Source organism: Variovorax sp. V213 (assembly GCF_041154455.1).
GTDB lineage: Bacteria > Pseudomonadota > Gammaproteobacteria > Burkholderiales > Burkholderiaceae_C > Variovorax.
The window spans coordinates 5,212,909-5,230,531 of record NZ_AP028664.1 but is presented as its reverse complement, the minus strand read 5'-3'; the positions used below and the strand labels follow the sequence as shown (position 1 = coordinate 5,230,531).

Sequence of the window (17,623 nt, the reverse complement as noted above, 5' to 3'; positions counted from 1 at the left end):
GCGCGCGATGATAGGGTCGCGCGCGGGACCCGCGCCCAGGCTGCGGATCTTTTAGATTCGGCGATTGCCATCCACAACCACACTGGAGCTTTTTTCCATGATCCACGTCGTCGCCGTCATCACCGCCAAGCCGGGCCAACGCGCCAAACTGCTCGAAGCCTTTGCCGCCAACCGCGCGGCCGTGCTGGCCGAAGAGGGCTGCATCGAATACGGCGCCGCCATCGATGCGCAAGGCGTTCCGACATCGAAAGCCAGCTTCGGGCCCGAGACCTTCGTGGTCATCGAGAAGTGGGAAACGCTGGCCCACCTGCAGGCGCACGCGGTGGCACCGCACATGGCGGCGCACGGCGCCAGGACGAAGGAACTGGTCGAGAGCAAGCTGATCCACGTGCTCGAGCCGGTCTGAGCGGTCCGCCAGCGGGCCTTCGCGCGCGGCGCAATGCCTGCTACCCTCGCGCCGGGAGCAGGCATCTCGAGGAGGGATACAACGCATGGCGATCTTCTTCAGACCGCAAGGTTTGCGCTTGCGCGCTTTCATCGCAACGCTCGGCACGCTGGCCGCGGGGCTGCTGGTGTCCGGCTGCGCGCAGCTTGCAGCGCCGCCCTACGCGGCCGACTACGAGGCGCTCGACCGGCTCGAAGCCGCGCGCCCCGGCATGGTGGCCGTGGCGAAGGTGCAGCCGACGGATCCGAACGACGGCATCAACACGTTGAGCTTGCGCCGCGCGAAACTGGTATCGCCCAGCGGCACCTTCGCGCAATACCTGGAAGACGCGCTGATGCGCGACCTGGGAGAGATATCGGCCTACGACCCCAAGGCGCCGACCCGCATCGCGGCGCGGATCCTGGTCAACGAGCTCGACCTTGGCGTGATCAACGGCAACGGCCGCATGGACGTGGAAGTGGTCGTGACGCGTGCGGCCGCACAGCGCTTGCGCAAGACCTACCGCGGCGAGATCGCCTTCGATTCGAGCTACGCGAACATCGTGGCCGTGCCCGCCGGGCAGGCCGCCTACCCACGGCTGGTGCGGGCGCTGCTGCGCCAGATGTATGCCGACCCGCAGTTCGTCGCGGCCATTGCGCCCTAGAACCGGAGCAAGCCGCAGCATGCCGTCTCTTCATTCTTCTTCGGCCACTCGCCTGTTGGCCGCTGTCGCCCTGGCCATCGCGGTGGCAGGTTGCTCCCATCCGATCACGATGATCACGGAAACGGCGCCGCCGCGCGCGACGGCCCATCTCATCCCGAAGAAGGTGGCCTACGTGATGACCGACACCCAGCGCGACCAGCAGGTGACCACCGCCGGCGGCAGTGGCGACCGCGTGAGCTACTACCCGTACCGCGACCTCGAAAAGTCGATTCGCGATGCGCTGCGCGCGGTGTACCGCGACGTGGTCGTGCTGCGCACCGCCGGCGATGCCAAGGCCAACGAGGCGGCGGGCGTGTCGCTGGTGTTCACGCCGCAGATCAAGACCGATTCGAGCTCGTCCTCCTGGGTCACATGGCCGCCCACGTCGTTCACCGCCGAGGTCAGCTGCGTGGTGAGCAATGCCGCGGGCGCCGAGGTCACCCGCGTGCGCGCGGTCGGCAACGGCACGGCGGAGTTCGGCGAGTTCAACGGCGACTACGGGCTGGCCGCCCGGCGCGCGGCAACGCGGATGACCTCGCAGCTCAGCAGCGAGATCCGGCGGAACGAGAAGCTGCGCTGACGCGATTCCTTTTTCCGCGAGCCCATGAAAAAACGCGCCCAAGAGGGCGCGTTTTTCGTTGGAGCTCCGAAGCCTTACTTCGAAACGACCTTCACCATTTCGAGGCACTTGTTCGAGTAGCCCCACTCGTTGTCGTACCAGCTCACGAGCTTCACGAAGGTGCCGTCGAGCGCAATGCCGGCTTCGGCGTCGAAGATCGAGGTGCGCGGGTCGCCGCGGAAATCGGTGGCCACCACCTTGTCTTCGGTGTAGCCCAGCACACCCTTGAGCGCGCCTTCGCTCTGCGACTTCATCTCGGCGCAGATTTCCTTGTAGGTGGCTTCCTTCTCCAGCTCCACCGTCAGGTCGACCACCGACACGTCGGAGGTCGGCACGCGGAAGCTCATGCCGGTGAGCTTCTTGTTGAGCTCCGGGATCACCACGCCCACGGCCTTGGCGGCGCCGGTGCTCGAGGGAATGATGTTTTCCAGGATGCCGCGGCCGCCGCGCCAGTCCTTGTTGCTCGGGCCGTCGACGGTCTTCTGCGTGGCCGTGGCCGCATGCACCGTGGTCATCAGGCCGCGCTTGATGCCCCACTTGTCGTTCAGCACCTTGGCGAGCGGCGCCAGGCAGTTGGTGGTGCAGCTGGCGTTGCTGACGATGGCTTCGCCGGCGTACTTCTTGTCGTTCACGCCGTAGACGAACATGGGGGTGTCGTCCTTCGACGGGGCCGACATGATCACCTTCTTGGCACCTGCCTCGAGATGCTTCTGGCAGGTTTCCTTGGTGAGGAAGAGGCCGGTGGATTCGAGCACGATGTCGGCGCCGACTTCGTTCCACTTCAGTTGCGCCGGGTCGCGCTCTTGCGTGAGGCGGATCTTCTTGCCGTTGACGATCAGGGTGTTGCCTTCAACCGTGACTTCGCCCTTGAAGCGGCCGTGCACCGAGTCGTACTGGAGCATGTAGGCCAGGTAGTCGGGCTCGAGCAAGTCGTTGATGGCAACGATTTCGATCTCGTTCTTGAAGTTCTGCACCGCTGCGCGCAGCACGTTGCGACCGATGCGACCGAAGCCGTTGATACCGAGTTTGATAGCCATCTGATTTGCTCCTAAGGTTGAAAAACTTTTTGATCGAACAGAAAGAAAGCGCCGGGCCGGGCTCAGTCGCGCAGGGCGGCTTCGACCGTGGCGGCAACGTTCTCTGCCGTGAACCCGAAATGCTTGAACAGCGCCGAGGCCGGTGCCGACTCGCCGTAGCTGTCGATACCCACGACGGCTGCGCAGCCGTACTTCCACCAGCCGCCGGTGCAGCCCATTTCGACGGCGATGCGCGGCAGCTTCTTGGGCAGCACGCTCTTCTTGTAGGCCACGTCCTGGCGATCGAAGGTGGTGGTCGAGGGCATCGACACCACGCGCACCGCAATTTTCTTCTCGGCCAGCAATTTCTGCGCGGCCAGGGCCAATTGCACTTCGGAACCGGTGGCAATGATGACCGCGGCGGTCTTCTTGCTCTTGAGGCCGACGACCTCGGGTTCCGACAGCACATAGGCGCCGCGGCTGATGTCGCCGAGGTCGCCCTTCGGCGCATAGGCGATGTTCTGGCGGCTCAGCAGCAGCGCGGTGGGGCGCGACTGGTTCTGCAGCGCCACGGCCCAGGCCACGGCGGTTTCGGCCGTGTCGCCCGGACGCCAGACGTCGAGGTTCGGAATCAGGCGCAGCGACGCGGCGTGCTCGATCGACTGGTGCGTGGGGCCGTCTTCGCCGAGGCCGATGGAGTCGTGCGTGAACACGTGCACCACGCGGCGCTTCATGAGCGCGGCCATGCGGATGGCGTTGCGGCTGTAGTCGCTGAAGGTCAGGAAGGTGCCGCCGTAGGGAATGAAGCCGCCATGCAGCGAGACACCGTTCATGATGCCCGCCATGCCGAATTCGCGCACGCCGTAGTTGATGTGCCGGCCGATCACGCCGTGGGGCGGCTCGGCGTTGTCGGCTGTGCTCTCGGGTGCGGCTTCGTCCTCGGCGCCCTGGTTGGGCTGCTGGACCGGCACGTCCATGACCACGGTGCCGGTCTTCGCATCGAAGCGCATTGCAGCGGTGCTCTTGGTGTTGGTGAGGTTGGAGCCGGTGAGGTCGGCGCTGCCGCCGAGCATTTCGGGCAGCGCGGCGGTGAAGGCCTCGAGCGCGAGTTGGCTGGCCTTGCGGCTTGCCACGGTTTCGCCCTTGGTGTGGGCGGCCACCACGGTGTCGAACGCCACCTGGTGGAAGTTCTTGGGCAGCTCGCCTCGCATGCGGCGCGTGAACTCGGCGGCGAGTTCGGGAAAGGCTTTTGCGTAGGCGTCGAACTTGTCGTTCCAGGCGGCTTCGGCCTTGGCGCCCTCGGCCTTGTGGTCCCAGTCGGCGTAGGCTTCCTCCGGCACTTCGAAGGCCGCGTACGGCCAGTTCAGCGCGGCGCGGGTGAGGGTGATTTCCTCGGCGCCCAGCGGCTCGCCATGGGCCTTGGCGGTGTTGGCGCGGTTCGGGCTGCCCTTGCCGATCTGCGTCTTGCAGATGATGAGGGTGGGCTTCGAGTCTTCCTTCTTCGCCTTGGCGATGGCCTTGGACACATCCTTGGCGTCGTTGCCGTCGATCGGGCCGATCACGTTCCAGCCGTAGGCCTTGAAGCGTTCTTCGGTGTTGTCGATGAACCAGGGCTTCACCTGGCCATCGATGCTGATGCCGTTGTCGTCGTACAGCGCAATCAGCTTGTTCAGGTGCCAGGCGCCGGCCAGCGCGCAGGCTTCGTGGCTCACGCCTTCCATCATGCAACCGTCGCCCAGGAAGGCGTAGGTGTGGTGGTCGACGATGGCGTGGTGCTTGCGGTTGAACTCGGCCGCAAGCAGCTTCTCGGCCAATGCAAAGCCCACCGCGTTGGTGATGCCCTGGCCCAGCGGGCCGGTCGTGGTTTCCACGCCGGGGGTCACGTCGACTTCCGGGTGGCCCGCGGTCTTGCTGTGCAGCTGGCGGAAGTTCTTGAGCTCGCCGAGGGGCAGGTCGTAGCCGGTGAGGTGCAGCACCGAGTACAGCAGCATCGAGGCGTGGCCGTTCGACAGCACGAAGCGGTCGCGGTCGAACCAGTGCGGGTTGGCCGGGTTGTAGCGCAGGTGCTCGCCCCAGAGTGCGACGGCCATGTCGGCCATGCCCATCGGTGCGCCCGGATGTCCGGAGTTTGCTTGTTGGACGGCATCCATGGCCAGCGCGCGAATCGCGTTGGCCATCAGGGCTTGGTTTGCCATGGGCGGAGGACTTTCGGGGAATGTGGATTGGGGGGAACCCGCGATTTTACCGGGCTCGCTCCCGCCCCCTTCAATACGCCCTCGACACGCGGCCGATGTTCTTTGGCGGCGCCCGGACTGCTAGAGTTGCCACCCATGCATGGGCTGCACCTCACCGCCGATCTCCACGACTGCCAATGCGGGATGCAATGGCTGACCGACAAGGAGGCGCTCGGCGCCGTCTGCCTCAAGGCGGTCACCGCCGCCGGGCTGCAGCCGGTAGGCCAGCTGGTCCACGGGTTTCCGGCCACGCCAGGGGGACCGGGCGGCGTGACGGCCACGGTGCTGCTGGCCGAATCGCACCTGTGCATCCACACCTGGCCCGAACAGCGCGGGGCCACGCTCGACGTGTATGTGTGCAACTTCGGCGGCGACCATTCGGCCAAGGCGCATGCGCTCATGGAATGCCTGGTCTCTCTGTTCAAGCCCGGCCACAGCGAACGCAACGAGCTGCTGCGCGGCAAGGTCGCGGCGTGAGCACCCGGGCTTGCGTTCGGGCGATGATCCTTGCCGCAGGCCGTGGCGAGCGCATGCGGCCGCTGACCGACACCACGCCCAAGCCATTGCTCGAAGTGCGCGGCAAGCCGCTGATGCAATGGCCGATGGAGGCGCTGGCCGCCGGCGGCTTCACCGAACTGGTGGTCAACACCGACTGGCTTGGCGAGAAGATTTCCAGCCGGTTCGGCGCCAGACCCTTGCTGAGTGGACGCGGCGCGCTATCAATTTCATATTCCGACGAAGGCCGCGACTTTGGTGGAGCGCTGGAAACGGCCGGCGGCATCGTGCGCGCGCTGCCCCGGCTGGGCGAGGTTTTCTGGGTCGCGGCCGGCGATGTGTTCGCACCGGATTTCGCCTTCACTCAAGCCTCGGTGGACCGCTTCGCGGCCAGCGGCAAGCTCGCCCACCTGTGGCTGGTGCCGAACCCGGCGCACAACCCGAAGGGCGATTTCGGCCTCTCCGCCGGGGGGCTGGCGCTCAATTCGGCGGCCGAAAAATACACCTTCTCGACCATCGGCCTGTACCGCGCTGCGCTCTTTGCGCCGCCTTACTGCGACATTCCCCCCGGCAACCCCGCGGGCGCCAAAGCCCCGCTGGCACCCATCCTGCGCGCCGCGATGGACAATGAACTCGTGAGCGCCGAGCTCTACGCCGGGCCCTGGACCGATGTGGGAACGCCCGAACGGCTTCTTCAACTGAACACGCCAAGATGACCTCAGAAGACAACAAGATCTACGCCGAGCGCCGCGCTCGCCTCGCCTCGCAACTGGGCAAGGACGGCATCGCCATCGTGCCGACCGCGCCGGAGCGCCAGCGCAACCGCGACAGCGATTTCCTGTTCCGGCACGACAGCTACTTCTATTACCTGACCGGTTTCACCGAGCCGAATGCCTGGCTGGTGCTCGCGGGCGACGGCCGCGCGGCGCTGTTCTGCGCGCCCAAGGACCTGGAGCGCGAGATCTGGGACGGCTATCGCCTGGGCCCCGACGCGGCTCCCGCGGCGCTTGGCGTGAACGAAGCCTTTTCGATCAACGACCTCGACGCCAGGCTGCCGAAGCTGCTCGAGAACAAGTCGACCGTGTGGTTTCCGTTCGCGATTCACAAGGGCCTGGAAACCCGCATCGACGGCTGGCTGCAATCGGTGCGCGCGCGCGTGCGCTACGGTGCACTGTGCCCCGAGGAGCAGCGCGACCTGTGCGGACCGCTGGACGAAATGCGCCTGGTGAAGGACGCGCACGAACAGGACATCATGCGCCGCGCCGCGCAGATCAGCGCGCGCGCCCACATCCGCGCGATGCAGTTGTCGGCCCGCATGCTGCGCGAAGGCAAGGACGTGCGCGAGTACCACCTGGACGCCGAACTGCTGCACGAGTTCCGCCTCGGCGGCTCGCAATACCCGGCCTACGGCTCCATCGTGGCGGCGGGTGCCAATGCCTGCGTGCTGCACTACCGCGCCGACGCGGCGCCGGTGCAAAGCGGCGAGCTGGTGCTGATCGACGCAGGCTGCGAACTGGACGGCTATGCGAGCGACATCACACGCACCTTTCCAGCCAACGGCAGGTTCAGCGGCCCGCAGCGCGCGCTGTACGACCTGGTGCTGGCCAGCCAGGACGCATCGGCCGCAGCCACCAAGGCCGGCAACCGCTTCAACGATCCGCACGATGCGGCCGTGAAGGTGCTGGCGCAGGGCATGCTCGACCTGGGCCTGCTCGACGCCAACAAGGTGGGCAGCGTGGACGACGTGATCGACACCCGCGCCTACTTCCAGTTCTACATGCACCGCACGGGCCACTGGCTCGGCATGGACGTGCACGACTGCGGCAGCTACGTCGAGCCCACGCAGGTGGGCGAGGTGAGCGAGCGCAAGGATCCGCTGTCGAACGAAGTCATCAAGAACCGGCCGAGCCGCATCCTGCATCCCGGCATGGTGCTGACGCTGGAGCCCGGCATCTACGTGCGGCCCGGCGAAGGCGTGCCCGAGCAGTTCCACAACATCGGCATCCGCATCGAGGACGACGCGATCGTCACGGCCACGGGCTGCGAACTCATTTCGCGCGGCGTACCGGTGAAGGCGGACGAGATCGAGGCGCTGATGCGAGCGTGACCGCCCCGCTGCGACGCCGATGGCATCGCAGCGGCTTTGTTACTTCGCCTGCAGCAGCGCGCCCGCTTCGAGCAGCACCAGCTCGTTGTCGTCCGCCTTGTTCGGCTCGCGGCTGCTGGAGAACGGCAGATTGTTGTCGTTGCCGACCACGATGTGCGTGGCATCGACCACGTCGACGTTCTCGATGGTGAAGAACGGGAACTTGAGCACCCCGTCATTGAGCGGCTTGCGCGCGAGCTTGGCCGGGTCGGCAATGTTGAGCAGATCGATGTAGCCGATCTTGCGCACCGGGCCACCTACGTTGGCGTCGTTCAGCTCGATCTTGTAGACGCGCTTGAACTTCGCGATGTCGTGGAAGCAGTCGGTGCGCTTCTGGCCTTCGGGGCAGGCCTTGTCGCTCGTGCCCTCGCCGTTGTCGCGCTCGATGACGAGGCCGGTGGTGGCGTCGATCATGTTGAAGTCGCCGATGGCGTGGCCGTTCGCTTCGAGCGGGTACTGCCAATGACGACCCGTCCATTTTTCAGACGCCACGTCGAACTCCAGCACGCGCAGCGCTTCCTTGCCGTCCAGCTTCTCGTAATCCTTCGTCTCGGCGTTCCACACCGGGCCTTCGAGCAGCGCGTAGAGCTTGCTGCCGTCCTTCGACGAGGCCATGCCTTCGAAGCCCTTGGAGCGCTTGACCTGGAAATCCACCGTACCGCCCGGCGCGCCCGGCGTGGTGACGGCCGGATGGTCGGGCGAGCGCACGGCCTTGCCGTCGACCAGCGTATCGAACACCGCGAGCACCTTGCCCTTCAAGTCGGCCTTGATCACGAAGGGGCCGAACTCCTCGCCGATCCACAGCGCGCCGCCGGCGAACTGGAAGCTCTCGGGGTCGAAATCGGAGCCGGTCAGGTAGCGCTGCTTCGTGCCTTCGTGAACGATGCGAAAGGGCACCTTCTTGTCGGGGTCATGCAGGAAGATGGTGTTCAGGCGGTTGAACTTGCCGCTCTTGAAGTCCACCTTGTAGTGGTTCAGGTAGAGCATGAAGTCGGGCGAGTTGGCCTTGGCGCCGGCACCGTTGTCGGTGAGTATCCAGAACGAACCGTCGTCCATCTTCTTGATGCCCGAGTGGCCTTGCAGCGGCTGGCCCTTGAAGGGCACCGAGACGCCCGTGCCGCGGCCGGCCGAGAGGCCTTCGACCGTGCCCAGCGCCTCGACGCGCTTGCCCGAGGTGAACTTGCCGCTGGCCTGCAGGTCGGCCGGCGCATCCTTGGGCGCGGCCACGAAGCTCTGCGCGGGCAGCACGGCGTGGCCGGCGAGCGTCGCGGGGAAGGCGGTCTGCGCGGCGGCATTGCAGCAGGCGAACGCGGCGGCAAGGGCGATGAAAGAGAGGGAGGCGAGGCGCGTCATGAGCAAGAAGAAAGGTTTCAGTCGAAACGCGAGACCATGCCAATTCCGCGTGACGCGGCCATGACATCCGTCCGGGTCAAGGCGCGATGTCTACCGTCACTTCGCGCGATTCGGCGCGCCCCTGGTCGTCGACAGCGCGCAGCATGTAGCGCCGGCCCGAATCCGCGAGGTCGGGCATCCAGGTGATGCCCTCGCCGGGCGCGGCGCGGCCGATCAGCGCATCGTCCGCGAACCAGTAGATCGTCTGCGTGCCCGCAGCCGCTTCGGCGCGCAGCACCAGCGGCTCGGGCTTCTTCGCCCGCAGCGTGTGGCGCACGCCGCGCAGCGGCGAGGTGATGAGCGGCGCGGTCTCTGTAGAGGCATTGCCTTTCTCGCAGCCATCGGCCGGCAGGCTCGCGCGCGGCAGCCCGGCCTGGCGGAACAGCCGGCGCATGTCGCTGCCCCATTGCTCGACCACCTGCTGGCGTGCATGGGGCTGCGGGCCGCACACCACCTGGCCGGTCGTCTCGTCGACCCACACCGCGCGATGCAGGTTGCTGACCTGGATCGGCGACTTGCCGGCGATGAACCACGTGGTGGCGCGCACCGGGCACAGCGCATCGGGCAGGCCGCCCGTCGCGGTGCAGACCTCGACCTGGCGCAGGTCCGGAGGCTGCCGCGTGGCGACCTCGCCGGGATCGAGCCGCTCGGCGCGCAATGCGTCGACCATGCGCAGGAACAGGGGGGCGGCCGCGTCGACGCCCACCAGTGCAGGGTTGCTCGTTCCGTCGAAATTGCCGACCCACACCACGAGCACATGGCGGCCGAACACGCCCGCTGTCCACGCATCGCGGAAGCCCCAGGAGGTGCCCGTCTTCCACGCGATGGCGGGGCGCGCGGGCAGGGTGGTGTCGGGCCGCGGCGTGTGGCGCAGCATGTCGAGCGTGATGAACGAAGCCTCCTCGCTCAATAGGCGCAGCGGCTGGGCCGGCCGCTCGTCGGGCGCGGGCTGCGTGTAGCGCAGCGGCTGCGAGACACCGCCGTTGGCCAGCGTCGCGTAGAGGCCCGCGAGCTCCTCGGGCGTGACCTCGCCGCCGCCCAGCACCAGCGCCAGGCCGTAGTGCGATTCGCTCTGCAGCTTCGACACGCCCGCAAGCCGCATGAAGTCGTAGAGCCCGGGCTTCGAGAGCTTCGCCGCCACAGCCACCGCCGGGATGTTGCGGCTGCGGATCAACGCCTCCTGCGCGGGCAGCGGGCCGGCGAAGCGGTGGTCGAAGTTCTCCGGCGTGTAGGGGCCGAAGGAAGTCGGCGCGTCCTTCAGCATCGTCTTCGGATGCAGCAGGCCCTGGTCGAGCGCCAGCGCATAGATGAAGGGCTTGAGGGTGGAGCCCGGCGAACGCTTGGCCTGCGTGCCGTTGACCTGGCCCGCGATGGCGTCGTTGTGCCAGTCGGCCGAGCCGATCAGCGCACGCACCTGCATGGTCGAGGCATCGAGCAGCAGCGCGCTCGCGTTGGTCATGCCCACGTCGGCGTGCGTGCGCAGGTACTGGGCCATCACGCGTTCGAGCGTGGCCTGCATGCGCAGGTCGATGGTGGTCCGGATCTCCTGCACACCACGCTCCTGCGCGAGCAGCATGTCGGTGGCGTGCGGCGCGAGAAAAGGCAGGCTGCCGCGCGACTGCGCCGAGAGCGCGAGCTGCGCGTCGGGCGCGTGCTGCTTCGCCGCCGGATCGCGCTCGGCCCACAGCGCCCACAGCCGCTCGCGCGCCGATTGCAGCTCGGCATTGCGGCCGCGCTCGGCGATGCGCTTGACGGGGTTCTGCGGAATCACCGCGAGCGTCAGCGCTTCGGGCAGGCTGAGCTTGGCGGCATCCTTGCGAAAGTAGATGAGGCTCGCGGCCTGCACGCCTTCGATGTTGCCGCCGTAGGGGGCGGTGTTGAGGTACGCCTCCAGGATCTCGCGCTTGCTGAAGCGTGCCTCCAGCCAGAGGGCTGCGCCGATCTGCGCGACCTTGCCCATGGCCGTGCGGCTGTCGATGCCGTAGATACGCCGTGCAAGCTGCATCGTGAGCGTCGAGCCGCCCTGCCTGCGCGCGCCGCTGGCGATGCGCCACGCGCTGCGCACCAGCGCGGCGGGGTTGACGCCGGGGTGTGCGTAGAAGCGCCGGTCTTCGTAGAGCAGCACCGCGTCGATCAGCGTCGGCGAGATCCGGTCGAGCGGCACCCAGAGGCGGTACTGCTCATCGCTTGCGAGCGTGAGGCGCAGCAACTCGCCGCCTTGCGCGTACACGGCGCGGGAGCTGCCGACGGTTTCGCTCAGCGGTGCGTGGGGCCAGAAGCGCAGCAGCGCGAGCAGCAAGGCAACCGCCACGAAGGCGACCAAGGTCTTCCTCCCTCTCCCAGTGGGAGAGGGAGGAAGACCGGGGCTCGCCATGGTCAATTCGCCACCACCTGGAAGCGTGCACCCGCAGAGCGCGAATACACGCGCCGGTCGTACATCGCTTCGCCATACGCCGCGGGCACCACGAAGTCGCCCACGTTGGTGGCACGCGCCTTGTAGGTCACTTCGAGCAGGTCCTTGCCGACGCCGCCGTAGAACACCACGCGGTCTTCGCGGATGTCGGCGTACTGCACCTTCCACGAGCCGCTGCCGCCCAGGCGCTTCTTCCAGATCGGCGCGTCGGCGTTGGCTTCCTCGTCGTCGCCCACGGCTTGCAGCACCGGCTCCAGCCCGCCGGGCAGCACGTCGACCAGCGCCACGTCGCTCAGCTGCGCGCGCTCCAGGCTGCGCACGCGCACCCGCACCGTGACCTCTTCGCCGAGCCTGGCCTTGGTGACCGGGTTGCCCTTGGCATCGAGCACTTCATGGAAGATCTCGAGACCCTGGTTCACCGGCGTGGCGGGCACGTTGCGTTCAAAGCCCTGTTCGGCCCAGCTGTAGTAGAGGTTGAAGTCGCTGTCGTTCGACAGCTTGAGCTTCGCGGTGCCGGCGGGCACCGCCGCGCGCGTGATCGGGTTCACCGCACCCAGCGCGAGCGCCGCAGCCTGGCCTTGCGCGTTGACGGTCTGCGCCGTGAGCTTGCCCTCGGCGTTCTGCGCCACTGCCTCGAAGTAGGCATCGACGGCGAGCAGCATGGAGGCCGACGACAGGCTGTTGTACCAACCATCGCGCACCATCGCGCCCATGCCCTCCCACACCGCAGGCTTCAGCGTCTTCAGGCGCGACGGGAAGTGGCGGCCCACCAGGTGCAGCATCATGCTGTCGTGCACCAGCGGGTCGTAGTAGGCGCCCCAGACATTGCGGCGCTGCTTCTTCTCGGTGCGCGCGAGCAGGTCGGACCACACCGGGTTGAGCAGCTCGTTGGCCACCTGTTCCTGCTTCACGAGCTGGTAGCTCGCGGCCAGGTACACGGCGCCGAGGTCGTCGCTCCAGCCCTGGGTCTGCCGTGTCTGCTGGGTGCGCCAGGCTTCGCGCAGGTTGGCCAATGCGGCCGGCGCGATGATGCCCTGGCGGGTCAGCAGATAGGCCGCCTGCGTGCGCTGGCGCCAGCCGTCGAGCGAGGCGTCGCCGCTGCCGAGCCAGCCCTGCAGGTAAGTGTTGGCCTTCTGCAGCAGGTCTTGCGGCACCGGCAGCTTGTGGTCCTTGGCTTCGACCAGCAGGTGCACCGCATAGAGCGTGGCGAAGGCATCGGTGCCGGCGCCGGGCCACAGCGAGAAACCGCCATCGGCCGTCTGCCGCGCGCGCAGCTGCACGAGATAGCGCTCGAAGGTCTTGCGCGCCTCGGGCATCGGGCCCTGCTCGGCGGTGCGGCCGCGTGCCATTTCCTTCACCAGCTCGGGGCGGCCCGACAGCAGCACGGCCGGGAAGGTCTGGCTCGTGATCTGCTCGGTGCAGCCGTGCGGGTAGGCTTCCAGGTACTGCATGAGGCCGGTCGCAAAGGCCCACGGCGCGGCCGACACCGCCACATCGCTCTTGCGGAAGTTCGGGTACAGGTCGGCCTTGCTGCTCAACTCGCCCGCGCGCTGGAAGCTGCCGGCCTGCACCAGCGTGACGAATGGCGACGCCGGGCGCACGCTCACCTCGGTCGACAGGCGTGCGCTGAAGGTCTTGTGCGCCGAGGTGAACACCAGCGCGGAAGAACCCAGCACCGCCTGCTCGCCCGGCTTGGCGCGCACGTTGAACTTCGTGCTCGCTTCGCCGCGCTCGTTGACCTTGAGCGTCTGCGTGGCATCGCCCACCACTTCGAGCCCGCCCGAGGCGGTGAGCGTGAGCGCGATGGGCGCCTCCTTGCCCGAACCCACGATGTTGTTGGCGAGGCCCACGCCCACTTCGACCGTGTCGCCGGGCGCCATGGCGAGCGGTGCGTTCGGCAGGATCACCATGTCGCCGCGCACCACGGTGCGGGTGCTCTTGGCGGCGGTGGTCTCGTCGTTCACCGCCACCGCCATCACGCGCAGGCTGCCGTTGAAGCTCTCGGGCACGGTGTAGCTGAACTCGCGGCTGCCGTTCACGTCGACCAGTCCCGACCAGTAGGCCACCGGCTTGTCGCGCTTGCGCTTGAACGGATTCAGGTGCTTGCCCAGCTCGCCTTCGCCGTCGCCGCCGGGCGCCGCCCCCTGCATGAGCTTCTTGAACTCCGGCAGGATCAGGTCGAGCGTCTGCAGCGTGCCGACCTCGAGCGCGCGCTTCTGGAAGAAGTGCTTGAGCGGATCGGGCGTCTTGTAGCGCGCCACCTGCAGGATGCCTTCATCCACCGCGAACAGCACGGCGCGCGTGGGCTTGTCGCTGGCGAGCTTCATCTTCACGGTCTGGCCGGGCTTGACGAGTTCGCTGCTGGTGAGCTGCAGGTTGGCGGTGCGCTTGGCCAGGCTGGTGGCGAAGGGCGCGACGCCGTACGACAGCGGGCTCATGTAGACCTCGTCGGAGGCCGGATCGCGCACGAAGTGCACGTTGACGTAGCCGGTGCCTTCGAACTCCTTGGGCAGCGTGATCTTCTGCACCGAAGCGGTCTTGTCGGTCTTGAACCAGGCATGGGCGTAGACCTTGTCGCGCTCGATCGTGATGAGGCCGGCGCCCACGTAGGGTGCGCGGATGCTGACCTCGATCTCCTGGCCCGGCTCGTAGTCCTTGCGGTCGAGCGTGAGCTGCAGTTCGGCGTTGCGGTCCAGCGAGCGCGAGACGTTCGCGTTGCCTGCCACGCTGTACTCCACGCGGTTGAGCTCCAGCCCGCCGGCGTTGCGCACCACGTAGGCGAAATTGCCGGGCGCGGCGGTGTTGAGCGCAATGGTGTTGCCAGCCGCGACGATGGCCAGCGGCTTCTCGTCGAGCACGATTTCCTTCTTGCGCGACTCGTAGCGGTAGAGGCCGTTGTCCTGCTTGACGAGCACCGACAGCACCTTGCGCTCGACGCGCTCGATCTTCAGGTCGGCCACGGCGGTCTTCTTCGCCTGCGGGTCGATCGCGATCACGGTGGCATTACGCGCGGCGCCCTTGCTCACGTAGCTGGTGTCGCCGTCGACCTTCACGCCCACGAGGTAGGGCATGTCGCTCACCAGCGTCTGGGCCTCGGCCGAGACGCTGCGCCCGCCCTCGGGTTCGAAGGCCTTGGCGAGCACGTGCACCTCGTAGGTGGCGACATCGAAGCGCGAGAGGCGCAGGTCGAACTCGGCCTTGCCTTCGGTGCTGGTCTGCACGCTGCCGAGGTCGTCCACCTGTTTTTCGGTGGCGCGCTGCGGATCGAAGAAGGCGTAATCGGCGAACGCGCGGAACACCGGGAAGGCCGGGCTCAGCGTGAGCGTGCCTTCCACCTTGCGGCCGGGCGCGGGCGTGCCGAAGAGGTTCTGCACATCGATCAGCGCCTTCAGGTCCTTGGGCTTGACCCAGCCCTCGGCCGCTTCGCTGCTGAGCTTGGCGACGACCTTGGTGCGGTCGGGCAGGAACTCCTGCACCTTCACCGTGGTGCTGCCCAGCAGCAGGCCCTGCACCTCGGGGTTGCCGGGCGAGGATTCGCGCGGCAGGTAGAGGTTGACGGTGTAGTTGCCGGTGGGCGACGTGTCCTGCGTGGCGTGGGCGATTTCCGCCGCGCCGCCAGGGCCGAGCTTGAGCTTTTCGCGCCGCACGCTGAGGCCGCGCGCGTCGATGATCTCGGCTTCGAGCGGCAGGTCGCGCAGCGACGTGCCCCAGTTGCCGGCCTTGACCATCATCGCGATGTGCATGGTGTCGCCAGGGCGGTAGATGCCGCGGTCGCTGAACACATAGGCCGTCATCTGGTTCGGCACGCCGGCCGCGCGCAGGCCGCCGACGTCGAAGCGCGAGATGTCGAGCGTGCGGTCGCTGCGGTTGAAGGGCAGGAAGCTCAGGTCGCCGTCCTTGCGCACCACCAGCACCACGGGCGCCTTCTCGCGCTGGTAGCCGGCGAGGTTCGGCAGCTTGGCGGTGCCGGTGGCGCCGGTGGCCTGCGACGCGATGATCATGCCGTTGCGGCCCCACACCTCGACCAGGGCACCGGCCACGGGCTGGCCATTGGCGATGCTCTGCACGAACACGTCGCGCGTGCCGTCGAGCGACTTCTTGACGACGATGCCCAGGTCGGTGACGAGCACCAGGCGCTGGTCCTTCTGGTCTTCGGGGTTGCCGCTTTCGGGGTCGCCCTCGCCTTCGGAAGACTGCTCCTCTTGCGCCTCTTCCGGCTGAGCCTGTGCGGCATCGCCTTCGGCTTTCTTCCTGGCCTTGGGGTCGTAGCCCTGCACCTTGAGCAGGAACACGCCGCGGCGGTCGGCCACGTCGCTGCGCAGGTACTCGGCAAAGTCGACGGTTTCGTAGTGCGCCTTGCCGGCGGGAATGCTGAGCGGAATCTCCTTCTGGAAGCGATCGACCAGGTTGTCCGACTGCAAGCCGCCGTTGAACTGCGGATGCGCGAAGTCGCCGTTGGTCTGGGTGACCAGGTGCTGCAGCTGCTGCGGCAGCAGGCGGCCGATTTCCAGGCGGATGCCCGGCAGGTCGCGCACCAGGATCGGCAGCTTGCGTTCGCCCGACAGCGCGAGCAGCGAGCCCTGGCTCATGATGGTGAGCTCGGGCGCGAAGGTCTTGAGCAGTTGCACCTCCTGCCGCGCAGCGCCGAGCTGGTAGCCGCCCGGCGTCTTGAGGCCCTTGGCCACGCGCACCAGCAGGTAGCGGCCGCCTTCGGCCTGGGGCATGCGGAAGCTGACCATCTCGCTCACTTCGCGCTCGCTCGCGATGGGCTGCAGGGCGAGCTTCTTCGCGCGGCGCAGCACGGCGTCGGTGACCTTCGCGGGCTCGGCGGACCAGTCGAATTTCTCGTCCGGATCGCCCTTGGCTTCTTCCGTGGCGGGCAGCAGCCAGGCCTGCACCACGCGCGCCATCTCGCGCTCGTGCACCGGCATCGACGCGGTGACGTGCATCACATGCTCGGGCTCGCCGTTCTCGCCGGTGACGATGGTGGGCTCGACGCTGGCGATGTCGAAGCTGAAGAGTCCGGGGATGTCGACGGCGCGCGAGATGTCGTTGCGCTGGCCGGGGCCGCCCTTCTGTGCGACCGCACCGGCCGCGAGGCTGAGCACCACGGGACGCGTCTTCTCGGGGATGGGCAGCGGCTCGGACTGGAGGGTGGCAGCGAGGCGCAGCCTGTCGTAGCTGACCGTGAACTTCTCGCCGGTGCATTTGCCCACGCCGAAGAACGAGGTGCCGCAGGCCTGGTCGTAAGTGAGCACCAGGCGCTTCTCGAACTCGGCCGTGTTCACGGGGTGCGAGAAACTCACGCGGAAGAGGGCGCGGCGCACGTTCGCCTGCACGGGGTCCTGATAGAACTCGGCACTCGCGATGCGCGCGCTGAACTCGGGCGAGGTGAACTCGTACTTGCGCAGCGCCATCTCGATGTGCGTTGCCAGCGCGTTGTTCGCAAGCTGCACCTTGTACGGTTGGCCCACCGGCCAGTCCTGCGCGGGCAGGAACTCCAGCTTCTTCTGGCTGCTCCACGTCCAGCGCCCGGCAATGGCGGGCTCGATGCTGATGCCGGCCGCCTCCTGGCCGATGCGCGCAATCGGCGCGACCGAGGCCGAGAAGTTGATGACGAGCGGGTTCGGCCCCTTGTCGATTTCGATCTGCGTGCGCGGCGGCGGCACGATCTGCGCGGTGGCGACCACGGGTTCGACGCGGTCGGGCGTGAGGCCGTGCCACCATTTCAAGACGTGCGGGCTCGCCATCCAGCCGGCCAGCACGACCAGGGCAAGCACTACCAACCAGGCCAGCCGTTGCTGCAGCCACTGCAGTCCGAAGAGAAGAAGCGCACCCACGATGCGCAGCCAGCCCGGGGGTCGCCAGGAACCGATGAGTCCACGCGCGAGGGGACGCAGGAAGCCGAGCGCGCGGCCCAGCCCGGTGAAGAGCACGTCGCTGAGCGACGCGAGTTTTCGATTCGCAACCTGAAGCATGGAAGCTCCCCCGATGTTTTTGTTGGCGCCTGGCAGTCTGCCGGCGATCTGTGAAGAGACGGCGCCGTGTGTGAAGTCTGCGTGAAAACTGCACAGGCCCGCGCCAGGGCGATCTCAGTGATCCATGGCGTGTTGTCCTGCGGATTGCCCGTGTTCTGGATGCGTTTGCTCGGGGCGCCCTTGTTCAGGGCGCGTGCACAGGA

Annotated in this window: 11 protein-coding genes; 6 read left to right on the top strand and 5 right to left on the bottom strand. The window is 67.4% G+C overall.

The annotated features are described in order from the left end of the window. The first annotated feature begins 97 nt into the window (after positions 1 to 97). From ACAM55_RS24680 to ACAM55_RS24670, 3 genes are all read left to right on the top strand, one after another. The gene (locus tag ACAM55_RS24680; protein WP_369654044.1) at positions 98 to 406 is read left to right on the top strand and encodes a putative quinol monooxygenase; all 309 of its coding nucleotides are present in this window, start codon (positions 98 to 100) and stop codon (positions 404 to 406) included. 118 nt (positions 407 to 524) lie between these two features. Beyond that, positions 525 to 1,088 (top strand): hypothetical protein, encoded by a 564-nt coding sequence (locus ACAM55_RS24675; RefSeq protein ID WP_369654043.1) that lies wholly within the window; start codon positions 525 to 527, stop codon positions 1,086 to 1,088. A gap of 19 nt (positions 1,089 to 1,107) precedes the next feature. Further along, on the top strand, positions 1,108 to 1,707 hold the full coding sequence (locus tag ACAM55_RS24670; protein ID WP_369654042.1) for a hypothetical protein: 600 nt from the start codon (positions 1,108 to 1,110) through the stop codon (positions 1,705 to 1,707). 74 nt (positions 1,708 to 1,781) lie between these two features. Here ACAM55_RS24670 and gap read toward each other — a convergent pair whose 3' ends face one another. Beyond that, positions 1,782 to 2,783 (bottom strand): type I glyceraldehyde-3-phosphate dehydrogenase, encoded by a 1,002-nt coding sequence (gene gap, locus ACAM55_RS24665; protein WP_369654041.1) that lies wholly within the window; start codon positions 2,781 to 2,783, stop codon positions 1,782 to 1,784. Between the two features lie 62 nt (positions 2,784 to 2,845). After that, positions 2,846 to 4,957: a transketolase family protein gene (locus tag ACAM55_RS24660; protein ID WP_369654040.1), complete on the bottom strand. Its 2,112-nt coding sequence runs from the start codon at positions 4,955 to 4,957 to the stop codon at positions 2,846 to 2,848. A gap of 135 nt (positions 4,958 to 5,092) precedes the next feature. Here ACAM55_RS24660 and speD point away from each other — a divergent pair, with 135 nt between their 5' ends. The 3 genes from speD to ACAM55_RS24645 are packed head-to-tail and all read left to right on the top strand — an operon-like array spanning position 5,093 to position 7,598. After that, a complete protein-coding gene (speD, locus tag ACAM55_RS24655) occupies positions 5,093 to 5,473 on the top strand; it encodes an adenosylmethionine decarboxylase (RefSeq protein WP_369654039.1) in 381 nt (126 codons plus the stop codon). Positions 5,474 to 5,496: 23 nt separating this feature from the next. Next, positions 5,497 to 6,207, top strand: a complete 711-nt coding sequence (locus ACAM55_RS24650) for an NDP-sugar synthase (protein WP_369654038.1) — start codon at positions 5,497 to 5,499, stop codon at positions 6,205 to 6,207. Next, positions 6,204 to 7,598, top strand: a complete 1,395-nt coding sequence (locus tag ACAM55_RS24645) for an aminopeptidase P N-terminal domain-containing protein (RefSeq protein ID WP_369654037.1) — start codon at positions 6,204 to 6,206, stop codon at positions 7,596 to 7,598. The genes ACAM55_RS24650 and ACAM55_RS24645 overlap by 4 nt, the downstream gene beginning before the upstream one ends. 39 nt (positions 7,599 to 7,637) lie before the next feature. Here the strand turns inward: ACAM55_RS24645 and ACAM55_RS24640 are convergent, their stop codons facing one another. The 3 genes from ACAM55_RS24640 to ACAM55_RS24630 all read right to left on the bottom strand — a co-directional run bounded on the left by ACAM55_RS24640 (position 7,638) and on the right by ACAM55_RS24630 (position 17,420). Then, complete coding sequence (locus ACAM55_RS24640) at positions 7,638 to 8,990, bottom strand: esterase-like activity of phytase family protein (RefSeq protein ID WP_369654036.1); 1,353 nt, start codon at positions 8,988 to 8,990, stop codon at positions 7,638 to 7,640. Between the two features lie 76 nt (positions 8,991 to 9,066). After that, positions 9,067 to 11,352 carry a penicillin-binding protein 1C gene (gene pbpC, locus ACAM55_RS24635; RefSeq protein ID WP_369654035.1) on the bottom strand — a complete coding sequence of 762 codons (2,286 nt, stop codon included), beginning with the start codon at positions 11,350 to 11,352 and terminating at the stop codon, positions 9,067 to 9,069. 53 nt (positions 11,353 to 11,405) lie between these two features. Beyond that, positions 11,406 to 17,420: an alpha-2-macroglobulin gene (locus tag ACAM55_RS24630; protein ID WP_369654034.1), complete on the bottom strand. Its 6,015-nt coding sequence runs from the start codon at positions 17,418 to 17,420 to the stop codon at positions 11,406 to 11,408. Positions 17,421 to 17,623 lie beyond the last annotated feature (203 nt).

Coding starts and splice junctions, on each gene's coding strand:
- ACAM55_RS24680 (WP_369654044.1), top strand. CDS start 98: ATGATCCACGTCGTCGCCGTCATCACCGCCAAGCCGGGCCAACGCGCC.
- ACAM55_RS24670 (WP_369654042.1), top strand. CDS start 1,108: ATGCCGTCTCTTCATTCTTCTTCGGCCACTCGCCTGTTGGCCGCTGTC.
- gap (WP_369654041.1), bottom strand. CDS start 2,783: ATGGCTATCAAACTCGGTATCAACGGCTTCGGTCGCATCGGTCGCAAC.
- ACAM55_RS24660 (WP_369654040.1), bottom strand. CDS start 4,957: ATGGCAAACCAAGCCCTGATGGCCAACGCGATTCGCGCGCTGGCCATG.
- speD (WP_369654039.1), top strand. CDS start 5,093: ATGCATGGGCTGCACCTCACCGCCGATCTCCACGACTGCCAATGCGGG.
- ACAM55_RS24650 (WP_369654038.1), top strand. CDS start 5,497: ATGATCCTTGCCGCAGGCCGTGGCGAGCGCATGCGGCCGCTGACCGAC.
- ACAM55_RS24645 (WP_369654037.1), top strand. CDS start 6,204: ATGACCTCAGAAGACAACAAGATCTACGCCGAGCGCCGCGCTCGCCTC.
- ACAM55_RS24640 (WP_369654036.1), bottom strand. CDS start 8,990: ATGACGCGCCTCGCCTCCCTCTCTTTCATCGCCCTTGCCGCCGCGTTC.
- ACAM55_RS24630 (WP_369654034.1), bottom strand. CDS start 17,420: ATGCTTCAGGTTGCGAATCGAAAACTCGCGTCGCTCAGCGACGTGCTC.